Source organism: Methanomassiliicoccales archaeon (assembly GCA_029907465.1).
Lineage (GTDB): Archaea > Thermoplasmatota > Thermoplasmata > Methanomassiliicoccales > JACIVX01 > JACIVX01.
In genome coordinates this window covers 1-21,716 of the sequence record JARYLV010000020.1, presented here as the reverse complement: position 1 = coordinate 21,716, position 21,716 = coordinate 1, and the positions used below count along the sequence as shown (strand labels likewise).

22 protein-coding genes and 3 tRNA genes are annotated in these 21,716 nt (G+C 44.4%); 18 read left to right on the top strand and 7 right to left on the bottom strand.

The genetic code is table 11. The features are described from left to right. Positions 1–109: 109 nt before the first annotated feature. Positions 110–213, top strand: a tRNA-Ser gene (locus QHH00_07235). Between the two features lie 29 nt (positions 214–242). On the opposite strand, the gene QHH00_07230 is transcribed toward QHH00_07235, so the two are convergent. Beyond that, complete coding sequence (locus QHH00_07230; protein ID MDH7509173.1) at positions 243–1,250, bottom strand: (Fe-S)-binding protein; 1,008 nt, start codon at positions 1,248–1,250, stop codon at positions 243–245. A gap of 573 nt (positions 1,251–1,823) precedes the next feature. Between QHH00_07230 and QHH00_07225 the strand changes: the two genes are divergently transcribed. Then, entirely contained in the window at positions 1,824–3,065 is a 1,242-nt protein-coding gene (locus QHH00_07225; GenBank protein MDH7509172.1) for a tRNA (N(6)-L-threonylcarbamoyladenosine(37)-C(2))-methylthiotransferase, read from the top strand. Between the two features lie 154 nt (positions 3,066–3,219). Next, positions 3,220–3,292: transfer RNA gene (locus tag QHH00_07220), tRNA-Gln, on the top strand. A gap of 27 nt (positions 3,293–3,319) precedes the next feature. Here the strand turns inward: QHH00_07220 and QHH00_07215 are convergent. Together QHH00_07215 and QHH00_07210 are read right to left on the bottom strand one after the other, a co-directional pair. Then, entirely contained in the window at positions 3,320–3,760 is a 441-nt protein-coding gene (locus QHH00_07215; GenBank protein ID MDH7509171.1) for a VOC family protein, read from the bottom strand. An 83-nt stretch (positions 3,761–3,843) separates the two neighbouring features. After that, on the bottom strand, positions 3,844–4,362 hold the full coding sequence (locus QHH00_07210; GenBank protein MDH7509170.1) for a nitroreductase family protein: 519 nt from the start codon (positions 4,360–4,362) through the stop codon (positions 3,844–3,846). A gap of 59 nt (positions 4,363–4,421) precedes the next feature. Here QHH00_07210 and QHH00_07205 point away from each other — a divergent pair, with 59 nt between their 5' ends. Beyond that, positions 4,422–4,745: a KEOPS complex subunit Pcc1 gene (locus QHH00_07205; protein MDH7509169.1), complete on the top strand. Its 324-nt coding sequence runs from the start codon at positions 4,422–4,424 to the stop codon at positions 4,743–4,745. Here QHH00_07205 and tgtA read toward each other — a convergent pair. Further along, positions 4,713–6,662 (bottom strand): tRNA guanosine(15) transglycosylase TgtA, encoded by a 1,950-nt coding sequence (tgtA, locus tag QHH00_07200; protein MDH7509168.1) that lies wholly within the window; start codon positions 6,660–6,662, stop codon positions 4,713–4,715. The genes QHH00_07205 and tgtA overlap by 33 nt on opposite strands. Before the next feature lie 61 nt (positions 6,663–6,723). Between tgtA and pth2 the strand changes: the two genes are divergently transcribed. Together pth2 and QHH00_07190 are read left to right on the top strand one after the other, a co-directional pair. After that, positions 6,724–7,086, top strand: a complete 363-nt coding sequence (gene pth2, locus QHH00_07195; GenBank protein MDH7509167.1) for a peptidyl-tRNA hydrolase Pth2 — start codon at positions 6,724–6,726, stop codon at positions 7,084–7,086. After that, positions 7,087–7,659 (top strand): DUF99 family protein, encoded by a 573-nt coding sequence (locus QHH00_07190; protein MDH7509166.1) that lies wholly within the window; start codon positions 7,087–7,089, stop codon positions 7,657–7,659. It begins immediately after the preceding gene. Here the strand turns inward: QHH00_07190 and QHH00_07185 are convergent. Further along, the gene (locus tag QHH00_07185) at positions 7,656–8,345 is read right to left on the bottom strand and encodes a hypothetical protein (GenBank protein ID MDH7509165.1); all 690 of its coding nucleotides are present in this window, start codon (positions 8,343–8,345) and stop codon (positions 7,656–7,658) included. The two genes, QHH00_07190 and QHH00_07185, sit on opposite strands and share 4 nt — an antisense overlap. A gap of 371 nt (positions 8,346–8,716) precedes the next feature. Here QHH00_07185 and QHH00_07180 point away from each other — a divergent pair, with 371 nt between their 5' ends. From QHH00_07180 to QHH00_07135, 10 genes are all read left to right on the top strand, one after another. After that, positions 8,717–9,145 carry a 30S ribosomal protein S12 gene (locus QHH00_07180; protein ID MDH7509164.1) on the top strand — a complete coding sequence of 143 codons (429 nt, stop codon included), beginning with the start codon at positions 8,717–8,719 and terminating at the stop codon, positions 9,143–9,145. Positions 9,146–9,149: 4 nt separating this feature from the next. Then, complete coding sequence (locus tag QHH00_07175) at positions 9,150–9,773, top strand: 30S ribosomal protein S7 (GenBank protein MDH7509163.1); 624 nt, start codon at positions 9,150–9,152, stop codon at positions 9,771–9,773. A gap of 39 nt (positions 9,774–9,812) precedes the next feature. After that, positions 9,813–12,011: an elongation factor EF-2 gene (locus QHH00_07170; GenBank protein ID MDH7509162.1), complete on the top strand. Its 2,199-nt coding sequence runs from the start codon at positions 9,813–9,815 to the stop codon at positions 12,009–12,011. 92 nt (positions 12,012–12,103) lie between these two features. Then, a complete protein-coding gene (gene tuf, locus QHH00_07165) occupies positions 12,104–13,381 on the top strand; it encodes a translation elongation factor EF-1 subunit alpha (GenBank protein MDH7509161.1) in 1,278 nt (425 codons plus the stop codon). Between the two features lie 34 nt (positions 13,382–13,415). Continuing rightward, on the top strand, positions 13,416–13,727 hold the full coding sequence (gene rpsJ / locus QHH00_07160; GenBank protein MDH7509160.1) for a 30S ribosomal protein S10: 312 nt from the start codon (positions 13,416–13,418) through the stop codon (positions 13,725–13,727). Positions 13,728–14,259: 532 nt separating this feature from the next. Then, the gene (ilvD, locus tag QHH00_07155) at positions 14,260–15,906 is read left to right on the top strand and encodes a dihydroxy-acid dehydratase (GenBank protein MDH7509159.1); all 1,647 of its coding nucleotides are present in this window, start codon (positions 14,260–14,262) and stop codon (positions 15,904–15,906) included. An 87-nt stretch (positions 15,907–15,993) separates the two neighbouring features. After that, positions 15,994–16,067, top strand: a tRNA-Ala gene (locus QHH00_07150). Between the two features lie 103 nt (positions 16,068–16,170). Then, positions 16,171–17,031 carry a 4Fe-4S binding protein gene (locus tag QHH00_07145; protein ID MDH7509158.1) on the top strand — a complete coding sequence of 287 codons (861 nt, stop codon included), beginning with the start codon at positions 16,171–16,173 and terminating at the stop codon, positions 17,029–17,031. Between the two features lie 355 nt (positions 17,032–17,386). Then, a complete protein-coding gene (locus tag QHH00_07140; protein MDH7509157.1) occupies positions 17,387–17,989 on the top strand; it encodes an MEDS domain-containing protein in 603 nt (200 codons plus the stop codon). A 223-nt stretch (positions 17,990–18,212) separates the two neighbouring features. Next, the gene (locus QHH00_07135) at positions 18,213–18,764 is read left to right on the top strand and encodes a C-GCAxxG-C-C family protein (protein ID MDH7509156.1); all 552 of its coding nucleotides are present in this window, start codon (positions 18,213–18,215) and stop codon (positions 18,762–18,764) included. Between the two features lie 32 nt (positions 18,765–18,796). On the opposite strand, the gene QHH00_07130 is transcribed toward QHH00_07135, so the two are convergent. Continuing rightward, a complete protein-coding gene (locus QHH00_07130) occupies positions 18,797–19,234 on the bottom strand; it encodes an Lrp/AsnC family transcriptional regulator (protein ID MDH7509155.1) in 438 nt (145 codons plus the stop codon). A gap of 55 nt (positions 19,235–19,289) precedes the next feature. Further along, complete coding sequence (locus QHH00_07125) at positions 19,290–20,024, bottom strand: NUDIX domain-containing protein (GenBank protein MDH7509154.1); 735 nt, start codon at positions 20,022–20,024, stop codon at positions 19,290–19,292. A 67-nt stretch (positions 20,025–20,091) separates the two neighbouring features. Between QHH00_07125 and QHH00_07120 the strand changes: the two genes are divergently transcribed. Then, positions 20,092–21,084 (top strand): 50S ribosome-binding GTPase, encoded by a 993-nt coding sequence (locus QHH00_07120; protein ID MDH7509153.1) that lies wholly within the window; start codon positions 20,092–20,094, stop codon positions 21,082–21,084. A gap of 47 nt (positions 21,085–21,131) precedes the next feature. Beyond that, positions 21,132–21,716 (top strand): DNA polymerase II large subunit (locus QHH00_07115; GenBank protein MDH7509152.1); only part of this gene is annotated, 585 nt, incomplete at its 3' end.

The following is a 21,716-nucleotide window of genomic DNA, read 5'->3' as shown; positions in this document are numbered from 1 at the left end:
ATCACTGTTCACAAGAAATGCGTTTTTTTTATTTTTTTAAATGGCTAGAAATCGTTTTGATGTTCGCGACAAAAGAATTATTAAAGTCAAACTTCTTTTGAGGCCTAAAGCGGGGATGGCCCAGCTCGGCAAGGCGATGGATTGCTACCTTGCGTCAAAAGGCAAACATCCATTGTCCGAAAGGACTCGGGGGTTCAAATCCCCCTCCCCGCGCTTTTTCTCTCTTGAGAGGCTGTGTGGCATTAATCATAAAAAGTGAAAATAAAAGGTAGTACTCTCCTTACTTCTGTCTCCGTTAAACCATTTTCTTCAAAATTCTCTCTTGATTTTTCTATTATCTCGTCAATATTTTTACATTTCCAATAAATTTCCCATTTATTTTGATATTCTTTCCCTTCCATGGACTCGTTGATCAGGGTTGGAAGATCTTTCAGGAAAAATGAAAATTCGCTCATGTGTGGATAAATGGCCATCCTACAGAGCTGACAGATGTTCACCAAATAATCGACTCTGGCTTCCATGACCTCTTTTGTAAGTGTTTCTCTGAAGATATCTGCCATCTTCTGGGCCATCTGCGGGAAGGTCAGTCTCGGCGTTCCTCCGCAACAGATGTCTCTCGCTTTTGTTACTTCTAAATTAGGAAGCTTACTCATGAGTTTCATTTCCCATTCGGTCACCCTGGTGCGCTGGCTCATGCAAGACTCGTGTAGGATCACTTTCTTATTCAGAGGTCGGCTTAAGCATACGTCATTTATTTTTTCATACAGGAACTGAGCATAATATTGTATCTCGAAATCCAGATCAAGAAATTGCGGATAGAGTTCGGTGAACATACGGTAACAACCGGCACAGGTGAGTATAACTCTCCTAGGAGAGAATGCCTTCACACTAGTGACAAGTTCCCTGGCCTTTTTCTCGGCTTCCTGAATCTGTCCAGCGGCTGGACCATAGGGGAACCCACAACATAGTTCTCCTCCCCCTAACGCTATGAAGTCGACCCCTGTCCTCTTAAAGACATCCAAAAGAGCGAATACGGTGTGAGGAAAGGCAGGAAGAGTGCACCCCAGAAAGACCACATTTTCCACTTTTTCTGGGAGGTAAGGCACCGCATTCAACCATCTTCTCTCCGATGGTTTTATTTGAATGTCTGAAAGAATCCTCCATATGCCAAGGGATTCTTTGATGTATTTAACTGCTTCAGGTATATTTCCTTCTTTAGCCAGTCTGAGTTTTGTTGCCTCAAACGCCATTAAAGTATCGAGTCCTTCGGGACAAGACCTTGAACACTTCCCACAGCTTGCGCAACTGAACACTTTGAGGAATACTTCCGTTGAATAGGTTCTGTGTTTTAGAAAATATATAATCTTCCTGATAATTTCTTCGGGGTTCTCATCCTTTAATGGGGTCTGAGGGATTAATGGGCAACATCTCACACAGTCCCCACAAAGCGTGCATTTTTCAATGAACTGGTTGACAATTTCATCATAGAATTTCTCTGGGGAGCTAACCTTTGCTCTAAACATTCCTTCACCTATTTGGATGTTTAACGATGCATCCTTGAGCGTACATTGGCCCATCGCAGATTGAGTACCATAATCCCCTGGCGCAGTTTCCTCAAGGTGCGAGTCACGAAACTAATTGATAAACTAGATAAAAATAATTTACCCAAATCTTAATTAATAAAGTTCATTGCAAAAGAATGATCTATTTTATAACATGGTTGTTTCCCAGCATACCAGCATATTATGTGATCACTGAGAGAAGATCTTTGATCAATCGAGATTCTCCATAAAATAATATACCTGAACACGATTGATACGATTGTGAAGTTCTTCGTTGAAACATATGGCTGTACCATGAACCAAGGCGAAGGAATCGAACTGTCTGAAAAGCTGAGGGCGCTCGGTCACCAGCCTGTTAGTTCCGCAGATGAGGCAGAGCTCATCATCCTGAATACATGTACTGTTATTCAGTCTACGCAAACGAAAATTCTGAAGCGCCTGAGAGAGTTGTATCGTTTGGACAAGAATCTCATTGTATCTGGATGTATGGCTGCAATTCAACCAGAAATCATAAAAAAGGTCGCGCCGAATGTTATAGTTTTGTCCCCACAGGAATACGACTCATTTCAACGGGTGATTACTGAGAATTACGGTCGAATATCTGGCCAGGAAATCATCCATTGTGAGAGGACGACTGCAATCATTCCAATAGCTCAAGGCTGTCTAGGTTCGTGCACCTACTGCATCACCAGACTTGCGCGGGGGAGATTGAGGAGCTACATGCCTGATCAGATTGTTGAGAAAGCGAGGCGGTTGGTAGAGAGTGGGGCGCGTGAACTGCTTTTGACAGCTCAGGACACGGCGTCGTACGGCTTCGATATCGGATGCACGTTGAGTGATTTAATTTCGTCCATCGTTCAAATTCCTGGCAAGTTTAGGATCAGAATAGGAATGATGAATCCCGAAAGTCTGCAAAAAATCGTAGATGATCTCATCGATTCGTGGCGAAGCGATAAAGTCTACAAGTTCCTTCATTTACCGGTTCAAAGTGGCAGCGAGAGGATTCTTAAGCTCATGGGTCGCAGATACACTGTTGAGCAGTTCAGAACGCAAGTGCAATTGTTTAGAAGTTTCTTCCCTGATCTCACCCTTTCAACAGATGTCATAACTGGTTTTCCTGGTGAAAATGATACCGATCATAAAATGACGGTCAAATTGATAAAGGAGATCAGGCCGAACATACTCAATGTGACGAGGTTTTCTCCTCGGCCAGGAACTCCAGCAGCAAATGCGAGCGATCAGATTCCTTCATGGATATCGAAAGAGAGATCGAGAGAGCTCACAAAGTTGAGATTTCAGATAAGCAAGGAGATTTACAAGGCTAAGGAAGGCGCAATCGAAGAGATCTTGATCACAGAAAAAGGGAAATATGATACCCTCATCGGAAGAACGATTTCCTATGTGCCAGTAGTGGTCAGGGGCGGGGTAGAGGTCGGGAGTTTTGTCAAGGTTAGAATTATCGATTCAGCCCCGACTCATCTCTTAGGGGAAGTCATTAGTTGAACTTCCCTCAATTGTGCATTGGTCGATTGATCAGACGTTTAAAAATTGAAAAGACGACATGCCTGTTATGCGATTTGGGTTTAATAATCGGACAACGAATAATAATGAAAGGGAGGACTGTTATATAGATGAAATTATATCGCCGCTGAAAAACAGCCCCGTGGTGTAGTGGCCAATCATGCCGGCCTTTGGAGCCGGCGACGGCAGTTCGAATCTGCCCGGGGCTACTCCGTTTTTTTATTCTAATCTTCTTTTCACTTCCACTCTGCAATTTCTATCAGGATGCCGTCAGGATCGGCAAAGACGGCCCTTTCCAGTCCCCTTTTGATGTCAATATTCTCTAGCTTGCTAGAAACCGTTTCCAGATGTTCTGCGTTTAGTACATGGCGTTCCTCCGCCATTCTTATACCCATACTTTTGATCCTCTCTACTTCTTTCTCAAGATCCTTAACAGCGAAACATAGATGCTTCACGCCCACTTTCCTCAAATCTTCCTGAACGAACTTCTCGGGTCTCTCCACAGCGAGGAGCTCAAGCATTGTGTTTTTCGCGCTGAGGAAAACGATTTCTTTAATTCCAGGGATCTTTGATTTGAGTCTCATAACTTCTTCGAGCCCGAGAACCTTCGTATAGAATTCTACTGATCTCTCCATATCCGAGACCGTGATTGCAATGTGGTCAACTCCTTTGATCAATAGATCACCAACCTACATAACTCTTAGTGGAGAGATTGCATAGTGTTCTAATAATTGCTTCGATTTCGGAAATCACAATGAGATCACCACTTCTCCCAATGCACGATATTTTCAAGGTTCAATCTTGATGTCCTGTGGCTGACCCCCCTGGGTTTACCGACTGGCAACATTGCCACGGGTCTAATGTGAGATGGAAGTGCCAAGATTTTCGAAACAGCGGACTCATCGAAAGCACCAACCCAACAGCTCGCATATCCTTTGTCAACAAAATAAAGGAGCATGTTTTCAACAGCAGCGGCGACATCCTGAAGACAGTAGAGTTCGACTCCACGTCTTCCATAGCTCCTTATCCTCTGGAGGTTCGCACAACACACAATGACGACTGGTGCCTCCGCTAAAAATCCCTGTCCATGTGCAGCATCTACGAGCTTCCTCTTTGTGTCTTTGTTCGTGACGATTATGAAATCGCGGGCCTGAAGATTTCCCGCCGAAGGTGCTAAATTGCCGATTCTGATCGATTCTAATAGCACCTCTTCGGGTACCGGCTCATCACTGAAACTTCTAACGCTCATCCTTTTTTGTATACATTCGAGAAGCTCCATGCAATCACCATAAATCCACTTGCGACAAGCTATAAAAAGCTTTTAATTATAAACAATGAGTGAACTTGTATTTCGATACCTCGCATTTTATTACGACGATTGTAGATTTCTTTCGCGTGTCTATCGAATGTACAATTGAAATAAGTTATTCAAATAAAACGCATGCGGAAACGATCAGGAGAGCAATCGAACTTGAAAACGAGAACTATGCAACTGCAAGTGTCGAGGAGAATATATTAGTGATAAAAGCGACAGCGGCTTCCATTCCAAGCTTGCTTCACACAGTTGAGGATCTCCTAGTCTGCATCAAAGCCGCTGAAGATGCGATGGAGATTGGCGGGGCAATATCATCACATAACGCCTTCCCTAACGAGAACGGCTAATCCCCTCTTGAATGAAAGCATCTCGTTCTTTGTCAAAAGCGATCGTCCACATGCAACAAGCTGATCATTTTCATCGACGACAAGAACTTCATCTTTCGGTCTAATGTCTTCATCGCAATCAACGACAAATTTGCAGAAAACGTTTCGTCCTTTCCGATTAAATTCAGCCGATTCTTGCTTTACGACGACCCTCAGGCGTGGCGTCGGGAACATAGCATGAAGCTTTGTTGCCCCAGCTATTCTCAATGAAAAGAATCCGTCAGAAGCCCTCATTGAAAGAACATGTTTTCCGTCGACTATAACATTTCTGATTCTCCCAGTATTTTTTGACTTGATGAGGGTTATTTCGCCGTCGAAGAGTGCGTCGGCGGCGCCTTTCCCAAACTGACAATCCGCTACCGCTCTAACTCTTGCAATATCAATATTGAACGAGGATTTTCCTTTCGCGATTGATGCAAGGAGCGCCTTCGTTTCTTCCCCGTCATAAATGACGCACATACCATATTTCTGAACATGAGACATTCTTTCCATGAGCTGTCTGGTTCTTTTAATCAGTACCTCATCATGAATTTTCGGGAAAACTGATTGAGCGACTGGATATATTTCGTCGAGTTCAATCGGTACGGGACCTAACGGAGACATAACGATAAAATGAGCATCACAAATGGCAGATATCTCCTCAATTTCCTTCGCATATTTTGCTGTATAAGGCTTGTCTGAGTCCTCGAATCCCACGAGAATCTGTGTGGGTGGTTGAGTGTATCTTTCAAAAAACCGCCTCTCGTATCGAAATACGGAGGGGCGATCGAGGCTCTCGGGACCTGTATAGAAAAATGCACCTTCTCTGCTCAATGGCTCATATTTTTCAAGGAATTCTTTGTGATATGCCAATCTCCTTAGCCCATCAAGAAGAGCTGGATGAGAACGACAACGCATCTCCACAAACTCCCATAGAGTTCCTTCAAGAATCGCTTTCTTGATGCGCTCAATTTCTGCAATTGATTCATATAAATTATGTCTGGCAATCAGATTCGTGCGTGCTTCATTATCTAGTTCTTTGATCGATTCAATATCGTGTCCTCTGCATGCCGGACAATCGCAGACTATTTTTTTCATATCTTCGAGTCGATAAGTTCCAGTCGAAAACATGAATCGGCCATCTCGTGCAAATTTCGCATAAGATGCAGAATCGAAAGTGTCACATCCTAATAGAACGGCAAGTGCGAAAACCATCGGATGACCCGCTCCAAACAAGTGCACAGGCCGATTTGGTACAAGCCCCTTTTTTGAAGCCACGATTACATCGACCAAGTCGGCGAATCGATAATTCTCCATAAGCGGTACGACCCCGCCAATTGGATGGATGTCTACGGGTAGTGCTGACATCTCTCGTGCGCATTGTTCTCTGAGATCTGAAAATATAGAACCTTGAATAACTCCGCCAAGTAACATTTCACCTTTGATCTCTGAAGCTTCTTTCGTGCGTTTGACTGTTTGAGTAATAGCGTGGGCCGTTTTCTCTCTCTCCCAGTCAGGTTCCGTGAAAATGTCCAATGGCATTCCAATGTCAGATCCAATATCCCGCTGAAACTCGACGATCTCTTTGTTTGTCGCATCTATTCTCGAGTAAACATGTGACTGGAATGTGCCCGAATCGGTCATGACGATGCCAGGAAAGTCCAAAAGTTCATGCACGCCCCTGTACATCGCACTTTCTTTCAACTCTCTTTTCCTCATGATTATGTAGGAATTTGTGATAATAGCTCGAATCCCAAATTCTTCATAGAGCTCTTTCGGTGATATTGTGTTAATATTGGGATTAACGACGGGCAATAAACATGGCGTTTCAATTATGCCGCGTCTGGTATGGAAAGCACATATCCGGGCTAGACCATCTCTCTCAATGATTTCAAACATCCACCGTCAGAAAGCGCACCGAAGTTTTTAAGTCTTTCAGAGAGTGATATTGAGTTCCCAGATGATGCACATGGAATATAAGATGGTTATTGCTGTGAGAAAGGATCTCAAGCTAACTCCTGGCAAGATGGCAGCACAGGTTGCGCATGCAGCTGTTAATTGCGCAATATTATCGATGAAAAAGAAGTCTGAATGGTTCGATGAATGGTACAAGGAAGGTCAAAAGAAAGTCGTCGTCAAGGTTGAGAATCTAAATGAACTATTTGAAATCAAAATGAACGCAGAAACTATTGGTCTGATTACTTCCTTGATTGTTGATGCTGGCCTCACGGAGCTTCCACCAGGAACCACGACATGCTTAGGTATCGGCCCTGCACCTGAGGAAATTATCGATAGAGTGACAGGTCATTTAGGGTTGATGTAGATGAAAGATCAAGTGCGAGTGATGGGAATTGATGATTCGCCTTTCAAATTCGATAGTGGGCGTGTCATCGTCGTCGGTGTGATTGTGCGAGCCCCGTCATATCTCGAGGGAGTCATTCGTAGCGAATGCCATATCGACGGAACCGATGCAAATGAGGCGATTGAGAAAATGATCATGGTTTCGCGGTTCAAAGAGCAGATTAAGCTAATTCTTGTTGACGGGATTGCCCTAGGGGGCTTTAATGTGATCGACATATCGCGAATTTACGACACAACGGGCATCCCTTGCGCGACGATTACCCGGGAAGCACCGGACTTCGAAAAGATGAAGAAAGCACTGTCAAAGCACTTCTCCGACTGGGAAAAGCGATTTGAGATAATTACGCGTTTTATCCCAAAACCCATATCGACATCGCAAAAGCCTATTTACATTGCCGTTTGTGGGATGGACTTTGATATCGCTTCGCGAATCATCCGATTATGTACAGTTCGGGGTAATCTTCCAGAGCCCATACGGATTGCACACATGATTGCAAGCGCTATCGTTCGTGGTGAATCAAAAGGTCGTGCCTAGGTCGATGTCCTTAGCAGCATTTTAAAAGCCGTGACGGTGTCGATATTACCCGCATCGATATTCTCGATTATTACTTCGGAAGTGTTGTTCCAAAGTGGATAAACGCGAATGGTTAGTCTTTGATCTGGAATATTCACGTTCAACCCTCTTCTCTCTGGATAACGTGTAAATGACTCGCCCGATTTATCGAGGTATTCTAAGATAATCCTTTCAATCTCGGTCGGATAAATTCTGAAAAACCGCTTCTCCATCGAAAGAAATCGATCTCTATTCTTTGATTGATAAGCAATAAGGGCGATCAGCAATGTAAGCATGGCCAAAAGAATGATTACTGTTGTAGGTTCGTTTGGCGTGAGTCCCTGGTAAATGGAAAGCATAGAAACCGAGAAAATAGAAATGACTGAAATGTAAATCATACCAATCATCCCAGTGATGAGCTTGAGTGGGATAGTATTACGAGACCAGCACTTGTAGTGAAGACTATGCAGTTTTTTCGCTGGAAAAATCAAGAGCAGTGAAATAATGAGCGAGGCAGCAAAAAGCCACTGGAAAAAAACCGGGAAAAGAACAAATGAATAGAGCATTAAGGCAAAAATCGATGGAATGATCACACCGAGTGTAAATTCGATTTGAGATTGAACACGTTCGATTTCATACTCATAGTGGCCATCCGAAGTCTCAGCCATCCCATCCCTGAACGGTACTATACCATTTTACCTATTAATTGATTTTCAATGATCAAACCTCTTTTTATCTTAACGAACTCGGGTTTATTAGCTGGCATTCATTAAGCTCGATTGCGAACAATTGGATCGTAACTATGTGAAAAAAATTCAATAATGCTGATAATCGATTCGCCTGAGGTATTCTGTACTGAGTTCCGTCACTCTTTTTTGCAACCGCCTAGCACATGCCCTGGGAATCACACGACAGGATAGAACAATAAGCTTTAATATCTGATGTGAAGTTTGTCAACGGCTGAAGATTCTGTGAGTCACCTAACGCTTAAATACGACGACCGTAATAGGGTCGCCGCTTCTGAAAGAGAGGTGAAAGGTTGGCAAGAGGCCTATACACTGCTAGAAAGCTGAAAGAGGATCGAAAGAAGTTTCGGTGGAGCGATAGCACTTATAAGAGAAGGATGCTTCGCCTCAAAGAAAAGTCAGATCCACTCGAAGGCGCACCACAAGCAAGAGGAATTGTTCTCGAGAAGGTTGGTATCGAAGCTAAGCAGCCGAACTCTGCTATCAGGAAATGCGTTAAAGTCCAATTGATTAAGAATGGCCGCCAGATAACCGCCTTTGCGGTCGGTGATGGAGCCATTAACTTCATTGATGAGCATGATGAAGTTCTCGTCGAGGGAATCGGAGGACGTCTAGGCCGATCCTATGGAGATATCCCAGGTGTCCGATATAAGGTTATCAAAGTCAACAACGTTTCCCTGAGAGAACTTGTCCGCGGAAGAAAGGAGAAACCAGTGAGGTGATCGATTGCCAGAAGATTTGCAAAGTAAGTTGCAAGCTGGACAACTTAATTCGCAGTCACCAATGCGACAGTTGCTCCTTTTCGGACTTTATGATACAAGCGGGGTCGTTATTAAAGACAGCGGCCTCGCGAAATATATTGATCTTACACCTATTCTTGTTCCGCACTCCGGCGGAAAGCATGCCAACAAGTGGTTTGGGAAAGCGAGGGTCAACATTGTCGAACGACTTATTAACAACATGATGAGGACTGAAGATTTCACTGGGAAAAAGACAAAGGCATACACGACCGTCAAGAAGGCATTTGCGATCATTTCAGAGAAGACAAAGAAGAATCCAATTCAAGTCCTCATCGAAGCGATCGAAAATGCGGCACCTAGGGAAGAAATTACGCGATTGCAATTTGGAGGAATATCGGTGCCAAAGGCCGTTGACATTTCACCGTCAAGGCGGCTTGATATCGCGTTGAGAAACATTGCAGTCGGTGCCATCACGGCAAGTTTCAAGAGCAAGAAATCGATCGAAGACTGTCTTGCTGATGAACTCATTCTTGCATCAAAAGGCGATATGAATAGCTATTCCGTTTCTAAGAAAGAAGAAATCGAACGCGTGGCGGCATCAGCACGATGATTCAGAATTTCATGTAACTGATTTTTATGGTGGTTCAATATGGGTCGTAAAGAAGACAATATCAAGAAAGCTCAGAAGTTGATGCTTGATCCCAAGCATATTCGCAACATTGGAACGGCAGCTCACATCGATCACGGTAAGACGACATTGAGCGACAACCTGATCGCTGGCGCAGGAATGATGTCTGAAGAGCTGGCGGGGAAACAGTTGTTGCTCGACTATGATGAACAGGAACAGGCTCGTGGAATTACGATCAACGCTGCAAATGCCTCAATGGTCCACACTTATAATGGAGAGGAATATCTCATCAATCTGATCGACACACCAGGTCACGTCGACTTCGGAGGCGATGTGACGAGAGCTATGAGAGCGCTCGATGGTGTGATCATTCTTGTTTGCGCCGTTGAGGGCGTGATGCCTCAGACTGAGACTGTCATCAGGCAGGCCCTAAAAGAAAGGGTCAGGCCGATTCTCTTCATCAATAAAGTTGACAGGCTGATCAATGAACTGAAGGTCACGCCACAGCAGATGCAGCAACGTTTCATTGCAATAATCACCGAAGTGAACAGGAGGATTTCGAAGTTCCTCCCTGAGCCGTTTAACAAGACATGGCAGGTGAAAGTAGAGGATGGAAGCGTTGCGTTTGGATCTGCGTTCAATAAATGGGCAATTTCCGTCCCATATATGAAGAAAAGCAAGATTTCATTCAATGACATTTATGAGTATTGCAAGAACAACGATCAAAAGACGCTTGCAAAAAGATCACCCCTTCACGAGGTGCTTCTTGATGCAGTTATCCATCACATTCCAAATCCCCTTGATGCCCAGAAAATCAGGATACCAATTATCTGGAAAGGGGATCTCGATTCAGAGATCGGAAAGGCGATGATGAACTGTGATCCCAATGGACCAACGGCATTCATGGTGACGAAGATTATCATGGATCCTCACGCAGGTGAAGTGGCAGTTGGCCGGTTGTTCAGCGGCACTATAAAGAAAGGTGATGAGCTCTATGTTATTGGCATGCCCGACGTCAATAGAGTTCAGACCGTAGCGCTTTCAGTCGGTGCTGACAGGATTCCCGTTGACGCGATGGCTGCGGGTAACATTGTCGCAGTAACTGGTTTGAAAGACGCTATCGCTGGATCGACGGTCTCATCACTAAAGGACATGGAGCCGTTTGAAAAGATTGTCCACTACACAGAACCCGTTGTTACCGTTGCGGTCGAAGCGAAGCACATGAAAGATCTGCCGAAACTCGTCGAGGTTTTACGAATGGTTGCGAAAGCAGATCCTTCAATTCAAGTAGAGATCAATCAGGAGACTGGGGAGCATCTGCTTTCTGGGATGGGAGAACTTCATCTGGAAGTTACCCAGTATCGAATTATAAACGAATACAAGGTGGACATCAAAGCATCCCAACCGATAGTTGTTTATCGGGAGTGTGTCAAGGGTAAGGGGGGCCCATTTGAAGGTAAGTCTCCAAACAAGCACAACAGATTTTACATCGAAGTCGAACCACTAGAAGAGGCTGTTTTTGAAGCGATTCGAAGTGGTGAGATTCAGACCGAGGGAAGGATCAAGGACGCAAAAGCGCTTGCCAAGAAGCTTCAGGATTTAGGTATGGATCGAGAAGAAGCGAAGGGTGTGGTCGCATTCAAGGACACTAATATTTTCCTGGATGTGACCAAAGGAATTCAGTATCTGCACGAGACGATCGAGTTGTGCAAACAGGCGTTTGAAGAAGCAATGAATCTAGGCCCTCTTGCCCAGGAAAAAGTCATGGGTTTAAAGGTAAGGCTCGTTGATGCAAAGTTGCATGAAGACAGCATTCATCGAGGACCAGCACAGGTAATCCCGGCAACAAGATCAGCGATATATGGGGCAATGTGTCTTGGGGAAAGGATCCTTCTCGAGCCGATTCAGAAGGTTTTTATTAACGTCCCCCAGGAGTACATGGGAGACGCTGTACGGGAACTGCAATCTAGAAGAGGCATCATTGAGGACATAAAGCAGGAACAGGAGAATACGGTCGTAGTAGCAAGAGCTCCTGTCGCGGAAATGTTCGGCTTTGCAAGTGCGATCAGGAGCGCCACGCAGGGAAGGGCACTATGGTCAACTGAGAACGCAGGATTTGTTCGTGTACCACCAGAGTTGCAACCGAAGATCGTTGCAGAGATAAGAACGAGAAAGGGTCTGAAGCCAGAACCGTATGATGCATCATACTACGCTGGATGATTGGAAAAAGCGTTAAATATCAAGAACAGTATGGAGACTCAGAACAATTATTAAAGGTCAAAATCCTTAACAATGAAAATGGAGGCAAGAAAATGGCTGAGAAACCTCACATGAACTTGGTGTTCATTGGTCATGTCGATCATGGCAAATCGACAACTGTCGGAAGGTTGTTACTCGACACTGGCCATATCGAACCGTATCTGATCGAGAAGTATCGTAAGATGGCTGAGGAGAAAGGTAAGGCTACTTTCGAATTCGCCTGGGTTATGGATAGCCTGAAAGAAGAGCGGGAGCGTGGTCTGACCATTGACGTATCACATAAGAAATTCAACACGGACAAATACTACTTTACGGTCATTGACGCACCCGGTCACAGGGACTTTGTAAAGAATATGATTACTGGAACGAGCCAGGCCGATGCTGCTGTTGTCGTGGTCTCCGCTGCGGAAGGCCCCCAGGAACAAACCAAGGAACATATTTTCCTCGCAAGAACACTGGGTGTGAACCAGGTTGTCGTCGCCGTCAATAAAATGGATGCAACGAAGCCGCCTTACGATCAGAAGCGTTTCAATGAAGTCAAGGATCAGGTAACAAACCTCTTGAAACTGGTGGGATATAAGATTGAGAAGATCCAGTTCGTACCTATTAGCGCATACCAAGGCGACAATGTCGTGAAGCCATCGCCGAATCTCAGTTGGTACAAGGGCCCGACACTCGTGGAGGCTCTTAACGCTCTCGAGGAACCGCCAAAGGCAATCAACTTACCCCTCAGAATTCCAATTCAAGATGTTTATTCGATTACGGGTATCGGAACGGTTCCGGTTGGAAGGGTTGAAACTGGGATACTTAAGCCTGACATGAAGGTTATTTTTATGCCCTCTAACAAAGTCGGCGAAGTCAAGAGTATCGAGATGCATCATGAACCTCTCTCACAGGCTGTGCCAGGAGACAACATTGGCTTCAACGTGAGGGGTATCGCAAAAACTGACATCAAACGGGGAGATGTAGCAGGTCCGGTTGATAATCCACCAACTGTTGCGAAGAGCTTTACTGCGCAGATCATGGTCCTCAACCATCCATCTGTTATCACAGTGGGTTACACACCGGTCTTCCACTGTCACACAGCTCAGGTCGCATGCAGGTTTGTGGAGCTGCTCAAAAAACTTGACCCACGGACTGGCGCTGTGAAAGAAGAGAATCCGCAGTTCCTCAAGACTGGTGATGCAGCTATTGTCAAGATTGAGCCGACAAAGCCGATGGTTATCGAGAGAGCGAAGGACTTCCCACCGCTCGGTCGATTCGCGATCAGGGACATGGGACAGACGGTTGCCGCTGGTGTTTGCATCGATGTTGAGAAGAAGGAAATGTAAAACCCCTTCTCCACATTTTTTGGAGTGATTTTTTATGGCACAGCGAGCAAGGATCTCTCTCAGCGGAACAGACCCTAAAAAAGTCGACAGTGTTTGCAATCAGATCAAGGCAATTTCCCAACGAACGGGTGTTGCGATTCGAGGGCCAATACCGCTTCCGACAAAGCGACTTATTGTCCCTTGTCGGAAAAGCCCGGATGGGGAAGGATCTGAAACATGGGACCGTTGGGAGATGCGGATTCATAAGCGTCTTATAGATCTTGATGCGGATGAACGTGCGCTCAGGCAACTGATGAGAATCCAGGTCCCAGATGGGGTCAACATCGAGATCGTTCTGCGCTCTTGATATTGAAGAAGCTTTTTCATTCGTTTGAATTGGTGTCTCTATTCTCCATTTTTTACTTTTCAAACTACTTTAGGTTTAATTCAAATGCAAGTTTTTGCCATTGCGGTGCTTGAAAGAATTGATATTTGAAATGCGGAGTGGTACTGCAATGACAACGACTTGATAATCCTATCACGTCTCTTTCTTCCATCGTACCTCGCAAGGAGACGCGTGGCTATTGCGCCACTTGCCGATCATAACGCCAAATAATTTACTCATTACCAACAATTCATCCTTTATTCGTTTGAAAACATTGATCCCAATCATTTGAACTTATTACCTTGGTGTTAGCGCATTGATCTTGTTTGTGAGACGATGCGGCCGTCGACGAATTTCGAGTCTATGTTCGACAAACCTTCTTGAGCTTTTCAATCGTCGAACTATTAACTCGACTCATCATAATCACGAATGATAAGAATATAATGAATGCGATACCCGCGACCAGATACATTATTTTATTCCTACTGCGATTTACCCATATCAAGTGATAAAAATGAGGAGCGATACAGTTAAAGCTGGATTGGAAAAAGCGCCGAGCAGAGCACTCTTCCGAGCTTCAGGCGTAACAGATGTGGATTTATCAAAACCTTTCATTGCGATTGCGAATTCATGGAACGAAATCATTCCTGGGCACATACATCTGAATAAATTAGTTGAAGAAGTTAAGAAGGGTGTTTTGGAAGCTGGAGGTGTACCTTTTACGTTTGGAGTTCCTGGTATTTGCGATGGAATCGCTATGGGACACGATGGAATGCGTTACGCGTTACCTTCTCGAGAAACGATCTCCGATTGTGTTGAGCTCATGATACAGGCACATTGTTTCGACGGTTGGGTCGGTGTGACGAATTGCGATAAGATCACGCCAGGAATGCTAATGGCAGTGGGTAGGCTCGATATCCCAGCGATTATTTTGACTGGTGGGCCGATGCTTGAAGGTTGTGTCGGTGATCAAAAATATGATACTCAAAGCGTCTTCGAGGTTTTGGGAGAATACGCGGCGGGCAGGGCTGATGAGAACAAAGTTGCAATAGTCGAGAAGTACGCATGCCCTGGGGAAGGTGCCTGCGCTGGTTTGTTTACGGCTAACACGATGGCCTGCCTCACTGAAGCGATGGGGCTGAGTCTCGTAGGCTGTGGGAGTTCTCTTGCAATCAGCCGAAAGAAGAAAGAAATCGCAAGGGAAACGGGTCGACGTATTGTCGAAATGGTTCGCAAGAATATGAGGCCGAGCAAATTTGTGACCCAGGATACATTTCTTAATGCGATAAAGGTCGACATGGCGATCGGTGGATCGACGAACACAGCCCTACACATCCCAGCAATCGCCGCAGAATTCGGTTATGATATCAAACTTGATTTCTTCGATAAAATCTCAAAACAAATCCCCCATATTACGAGTTTGCGACCGAGCGGGCCCTATTTCATGAGCGATTTTGAAAGAGCCGGAGGCGTCCCCGCCGTTTTGAAAAGGCTAAAAAAGAAACTCGCTGACGTCATGACCGTTTCCGGGAAGACTATATATCAGATAGCTGACGAGGCTGTTGTTCTGGATAGTGAGATCATAAGACCTCTTTCAAGGCCGTTTCATAGGGAAGGTGGAATTGCTGTTCTATACGGCAGTCTTGCACCCGAGGGCTCTGTTGTGAAACAGGCGGCTGTTAGTAGCAATATGTTGAAATTCAAAGGCAAGGCAAAAGTCTTCAATTCGGAGCAGGAAGCGATTGAAGCGATTAGGCAAAGGAAGATCAGCAGAGGAGACGTAGTCGTTATTAGGTATGTTGGACCCAAGGGAGGTCCGGGGATGCCTGAGATGTTGTCGCCAACAAGCTTGATAGCTGGCATGGGCTTGTCAGATAGTGTCGCGCTGATCACCGATGGTAGATTCTCTGGGGCGACGAGAGGACCGTGCATTGGCCATGTAAGTCCGGAGGCGCACGAGGGAGGGCCTATCGCTGCAGTCCAGGATGGTGATGAGATTCTTATCGATATTCCAAAACGAAGACTAGAACTGTTGGTTCCTGATGACGAGATCCAGAGCAGGCTTCAAAAAGTCGTACCAGTAATGCGAGCGACAAAGGGGATTCTTCAGAAATATCAGCGTCTTGTTTCCAATGCGTCTAAGGGTGCTGTATGCAAATAAGCGGCCTCACTGGGGTCGTACTTTCCGTTAGTATTCCGAGGGAGGGCGAAATTTATAAAAGACCTTGCGATACTACGCCAACTCAACGGGCCGATAGATCAGTCTGGAAGATCGTCTGCTTTGCAAGCAGGAGGTCGTGGGTTCAAATCCCACTCGGTCCATTATATCATGCACCCTTTTGATCTCATTTCGTTTTATTTGAGTCATTGTCTGGATCATGCCTTCCAAAGTTTCAAGTTCCTTAAGCTATTTCCTTGAAAGGCTATGGGCTTAAGGACGATTCTTTCGATGAAATTGATAAAAAGGACCTTTAAAAACAGATTCTTCCTTGCAAAACTTACTAATCTTCCAGTTATCGGCCATGCGATCGAATTCGCCTTCTTTGAGGACGACGATATCATCATTCTTCCAAAGGACAGTGTAATTGATAAAAATCGGAAGAAACGCGAAGTGATCAGGATCAATGTAACTTTTGAGCCTGAATCTATAGTGCTTCCTTCTCAGATCATTGAGTATTTTATCAGGAAATCGCGGTACCATTTCATCATGAATCGTTGTGTTTGTAGGGAAGCAAACCAGTGCAAAGAATATCCGCAAGATCTGGGATGCATTTTTCTTGGAAGAGGCGCATTGAAAATCGATAGGAATTTGGGAAGATTGGTAACAATGGAGGAGGCTCTCGCCCATCTGGAAGAATGTAGGAAAGCCGGATTGGTACACCTGATCGGACGAAATAAGATTGATAGTGTTGTATTCTCTAACACGCCAAAGGAGGAGCTACTATCGATTTGCAGTTGTTGTCCATGTTGCTGTCTCTGGAAAATGATACCTCAGCTTTCAAGGAGAATAAGCGACACTGTCACAAAAATGCCTGGTCTGCGTATCGAAATAGACAAGAATTTGTGCAGGGGCTGTGGCGCGTGTATTAAAAAAAATGTATGTTTTGTCGATGCAATTCATATTGAAAACGATTCTGCAAGAATTCGACAAGATCTGTGTAAGGGCTGTGCGCGTTGCGTAGAATTTTGTCCCAATGGGGCGATCAAGCTCATTATTGAGGATTCCAGCTTTGTTGAGGCGTCGATAAGGAGAATTGCACCACTTGTCGACATTGAATCGGAGTAGGCAATTTCGATTTTTCATCAAACGAAAAAATGTATTGAAAAATACAAAGGGTCGAAAAGAACCGATATTTGATTTTTCAATTTTTCCTTTGGTTATTTTTTGGTTCTAGAACATTCATTTCTTAATTTCAATGAAGTCTAGGTTCTTTCAATTCTAAATCCTATCGATGGGAAGGCGAGCAAATTCGTCTGGATTGATCGCCGGTTATCGATTTTGTTTTAATATTAAGTTAGGATCACCTATCTATTTATGGAGGGTTAATACGAGGTTCAAAAATTAGTTCTTTCAATAATGACAAATACTATTTGCTCTATTTCAGACTTTAAAGCTCAGTCGTGCGAGGAGCGACTTACTTATGCAAAAATGGACGAACCGGTTTCATGTGGGGGATCACGTAATTCACATCTATCGAAATGACATGGAATTGCTGCAGTCCCTCGTCGACCTGATCACTGCTGCGAGTCATGATGAAAAGATTGTGTATCTATCAGATAAGAAAGTAGAAGAACAAGTACCCTCCAAGAAAAGAGAAATTAGCAAATTAATTAGAAGTGCATTGAATGAAGGCAAATTATCTATCGTGCCATCATACAAGACATACTGCCCAACTGGCAAATTCCTGATGGAATCGATTTTGAAATTTTGGTGGGAACTAGCCAATAGGATCGATAAAGAGGGCTATAGAAGTGCAATCATCGCAGGTGATATTTCTTGGGTTTCACGTCACGCATCACTGTTCCCATCTTTTCTACAATATGAGCAATCAATCGATTTGTATGGTGTTCCCAAGAATATTAGGATCATTTGCCAGTATGATTCGAGGTTATTCAATTCGCAACAAATAGAATCGGCAATAAAAGTTCATCAGCTCGTATTACGTGGACAGACTCTAGAACGGAAGAATTGGATTGTCTCAAGAAAATTGGATAATTCAGTCTTTTTCCCATCAATGGTCTAAGAGCTGTCAAAGTAAAAAAGTGATTTGAATTTGTTTTGCCGATGAGAAGCAGAGCGATCAGCAATGAGTATTGTAAAATAATGGTCAAAGATTTTTAAATTATCATCATTTCAAAATCCTGCTTGTGATCTCATCTAGGATTTTAAATTGGTCAATTCAGTAGATGTTCTACTTTGCCGATTTTGCGTGACGATTGAATATTAGAAATCGTATTTCGTTCATTATGACATTCGAGCGAGCAAGACTTTTGCAAAGGGCTAGTGAATTGGCCTTTGAATACGAAAAAGAGAACAGAGGATGCGCTCAAGCTGTTCTTGCAGCCCTCCAAGACGTCTTTGGCGTGCGTGATGACATAGTGTTCAAATCGGCAAGCGGCTTGTCCGGTGGTGCAGGGTTGACGACGCTAGGTTCATGCGGAGCCCTCTCTGGCGGAGTTATGGCAATCGGGATGTTTTTTGGAAGAGAACGGAGTGAATTCAAAGACCCCCAAAGAAAAAGAATGGTTGCGTATCGATTGGCTAAAGAGCTCTGCATTCGATTTGAGCAGAAATATGGTAGCGTCATTTGCGGGGAAATTCAGAAAACGTATCTCGGCAAAAAATTCGACCTGTGGAATCCTGAAGAATACGCAGATTTTGACGCAGTCGCGTATCGGGAGAATAGGTGTCCGGAACTCGTCGCACAAGCTGCGATCTGGACTGCAGAAATTATACTTGATGAGTTGGAAAAAACGGGTAGGATTGATGAGATCAGGTCCGCTTTGGCGCAAACGTAAACCCTTGGTGGGCAACCAATCCCACTTTAGAATCAAAGCCCAGGATAACGGACAATTGGTTTCAACACGATTATAGTCTCGACATTGTTAAAACCCATGGGTCTTACTTTTTTTTCTATAATATCTGAGAGTTCACGGTTGTTCCGTGCTCTCACCCTCATCATAACTCTTCGTTCGCCAGTTACATTGAGTATTTCGGCGATATTTTCTATCGAAAAAAGTGCGGAAATGGCTGAGGATAAATTATCAGGCTCAATATCAGCGCTAACTATTGCATCAGAGAAAATACCTAAACGTTCATAATCTACTATAGCTGAATATCCGAGGATCGTCCTTGTTTCCTCCATTTTCTTGATTCTATCCCTGACAGTAGAAGGAGATCTGTTCAGAATTTGTCCTATTTCTTCATATGTAAGTTTCGCGTTTTTCCTCAACAATTGGAGGATCTCCTTGTCTAGTTCGTCGTCCATGTAATCCGTTACAATATTGCCAAGGCATATAGAAATACTTTTCAAAAAAGCGATATCACTTCGGTTCACACTGAACTGAAACTCCTTTCATTGTCATAAAATCGTCAATAATCTTGCGGTGATCAAAGGCAAGCTCAGGGAGCCTATTGATTGGAAAGAGCTTGGCTGCAGCAGCGTCGTCTCCCGCTTTAAGCTCCCCTCCAACATGTAGGAGGTGGAATACAACCGACACAAAATGACCGCGGGGATCCCTTTCAGGATCTGAATAAACGCCGACCAATTGGAGAATTCTCGTATCGATGCCCGTTTCTTCTTTGATTTCTCTGACAACACATCTTTCGACAGTCTCGCCATATTCAACAATACCGCCTGGGAGCGCGTATTTATCTTTGAAAGGATCTTTCCCTCGTCTTATCAGAAGGATTTTATCATCGATAATCACGATGCCGTCCGTAGCTAAAGCAGGTCTCTTATACAGCATCTTTAATTGCTGGTCAAAGAGGTTCTTCTGGAGTTCATATTGCTCAAGTAAGTGTTCTCCCTCAGGCGTAAGTTTGGATGTTCCGCCCTCCTGACCTCCCCTCTCTGAATATATGATTTTTTCTCCCAGAGCCTCCTCAATTTTCTTGATAGTCCCCCATGCATGTCTATATGACATCCTCATCTCATCAGCAGCTCTTGAAAGCGATCCATATTCTCTTATTAATCTGAGAAGCTTGGCACGACCTTCACTTAGTAAGAACCGCCCATCCTTTTTTAACCATAACCTGTATCCGATTTCAAATTTCAAGTGATCGCCTCAGTGATGAATCGATTGCAGTGATAGATTAAAGCTTCCATAAAGGATTAAGCATGACGTGACGAGTCCGCGAAAAAAAATACCGACAATTCTTTATTCAAAAGAATTGCTCGATAAAGCCTTCAAGAAGGCTTCTAAGATACAAAAAGAAGGTCTTGATAGAGTCGATAAAGTGAGGAAAACCGCAATATCTAAGATTTCTGTTGCTGGAGACATCATTTCCTCAAATCTCGCGAAATATGTAAAGGCCTTTCCGAGCTTTTCAAAAACAAACGAGTTTGAAATGGAACTCGTTGATGTCATCATTGGGATAGACAGATTGAAGAAGTCGCTTGGAGCACTCAACTGGTGTTCAATGAAGGCGCTCGAGCTCGAAAAAACATACCTCGGGAAGGTAAGGAAGGCACAAAATTCAGAGGAGATCTCCCGATTGAGGAAGGAATTCTACGGTAGACTCTCTTCTTTGGTTAACCAGATCGATCAGGATCTAAAATTTGTTGCAACTGCAAGGGAAAAGCTGAAGGAGCTCCCTGAGATCGATCCAGCTCTTCCAACTGCCGTGATCGCTGGTTTTCCAAATGTCGGGAAAAGCCAGCTCGTAGAGAGGATCTCGAGTGCTAGGCCTAAGATAGCTCCCTATCCTTTCACGACACAAGGGATCGGGATCGGTCATTTCACTGCCAGGCGAAAAAAGTACCAGGTTGTTGATACACCAGGTCTACTCGATAGGAAGCTTGAAGAACGAAACAGAATAGAGCTCCAAGCGATCTTGGCTCTTAGACACCTGGCAGATATAATCATATTTTTGATCGATCCATCGGAGACATCGGGATACAGCATTAAGGATCAACTTGCGTTGCTTGAATCAATTAAGATGAATTTTGCTAACATTCCAATCATCGAAGTCGAGAATAAGTCTGACATTATCAAAACCGAAAGTCCTCGCATGAAAATTTCAGCGCTTACGGGAGAGGGGATAGAGGAGTTCTTGGCTTTAGTCATAGACATGCTCGATAGAACAAGTGAGGCGCGCGACAGTATGGGCCGATAGCTATTTAGGAAGAAATTTACTCATTAGGCGAGGAGTACCAAAGGATTATGAATGAAGTTGTTTGCAGCGAGGAAATGAAAAGTTATTTCGACGCACTGGCGAGCGAAGTCGATCGATGTTATTCGATTGCTAGGCGAGCAAGGGCAAGGGGCTTGGATCCTGAGACCTTCGTTGAGATACCGAGAGCCGAGGATTTGGCGGCAAGGGTTGAGAAGCTTCTGTCTTCCTGGAATGTCGAAGGTATTGCTGAGAGGATTAGAGATCTAAGTACACGCCATGACAGAGAAGAAGTCTCATTACTTGCTGCGAGAGAAATTGCAAACAGACCTGCGAAGTCAAGGGAGGAGGCGATCGATAGAGCGATTCGTGTAGGACTGGCGGTACTCACTGAAGGAATACTTGTAGCCCCTCTCGAAGGTATTGCGGGAGTAAAAATCGGCCACAACTCAGACGGGAGCGAGTATCTCGCTATCTCTTTTGCTGGGCCTATTAGGTCAGCTGGGGGTACTGGACAGGCATTGAGCGTGCTTATTGGAGATGTCGTGAGAAGAGAGTTTGGAATCGGTCGTTATCAACCTACCCATGGGGAGGTTCAGCGATTCAAGGAAGAAATACCACTTTACAAGCAATGT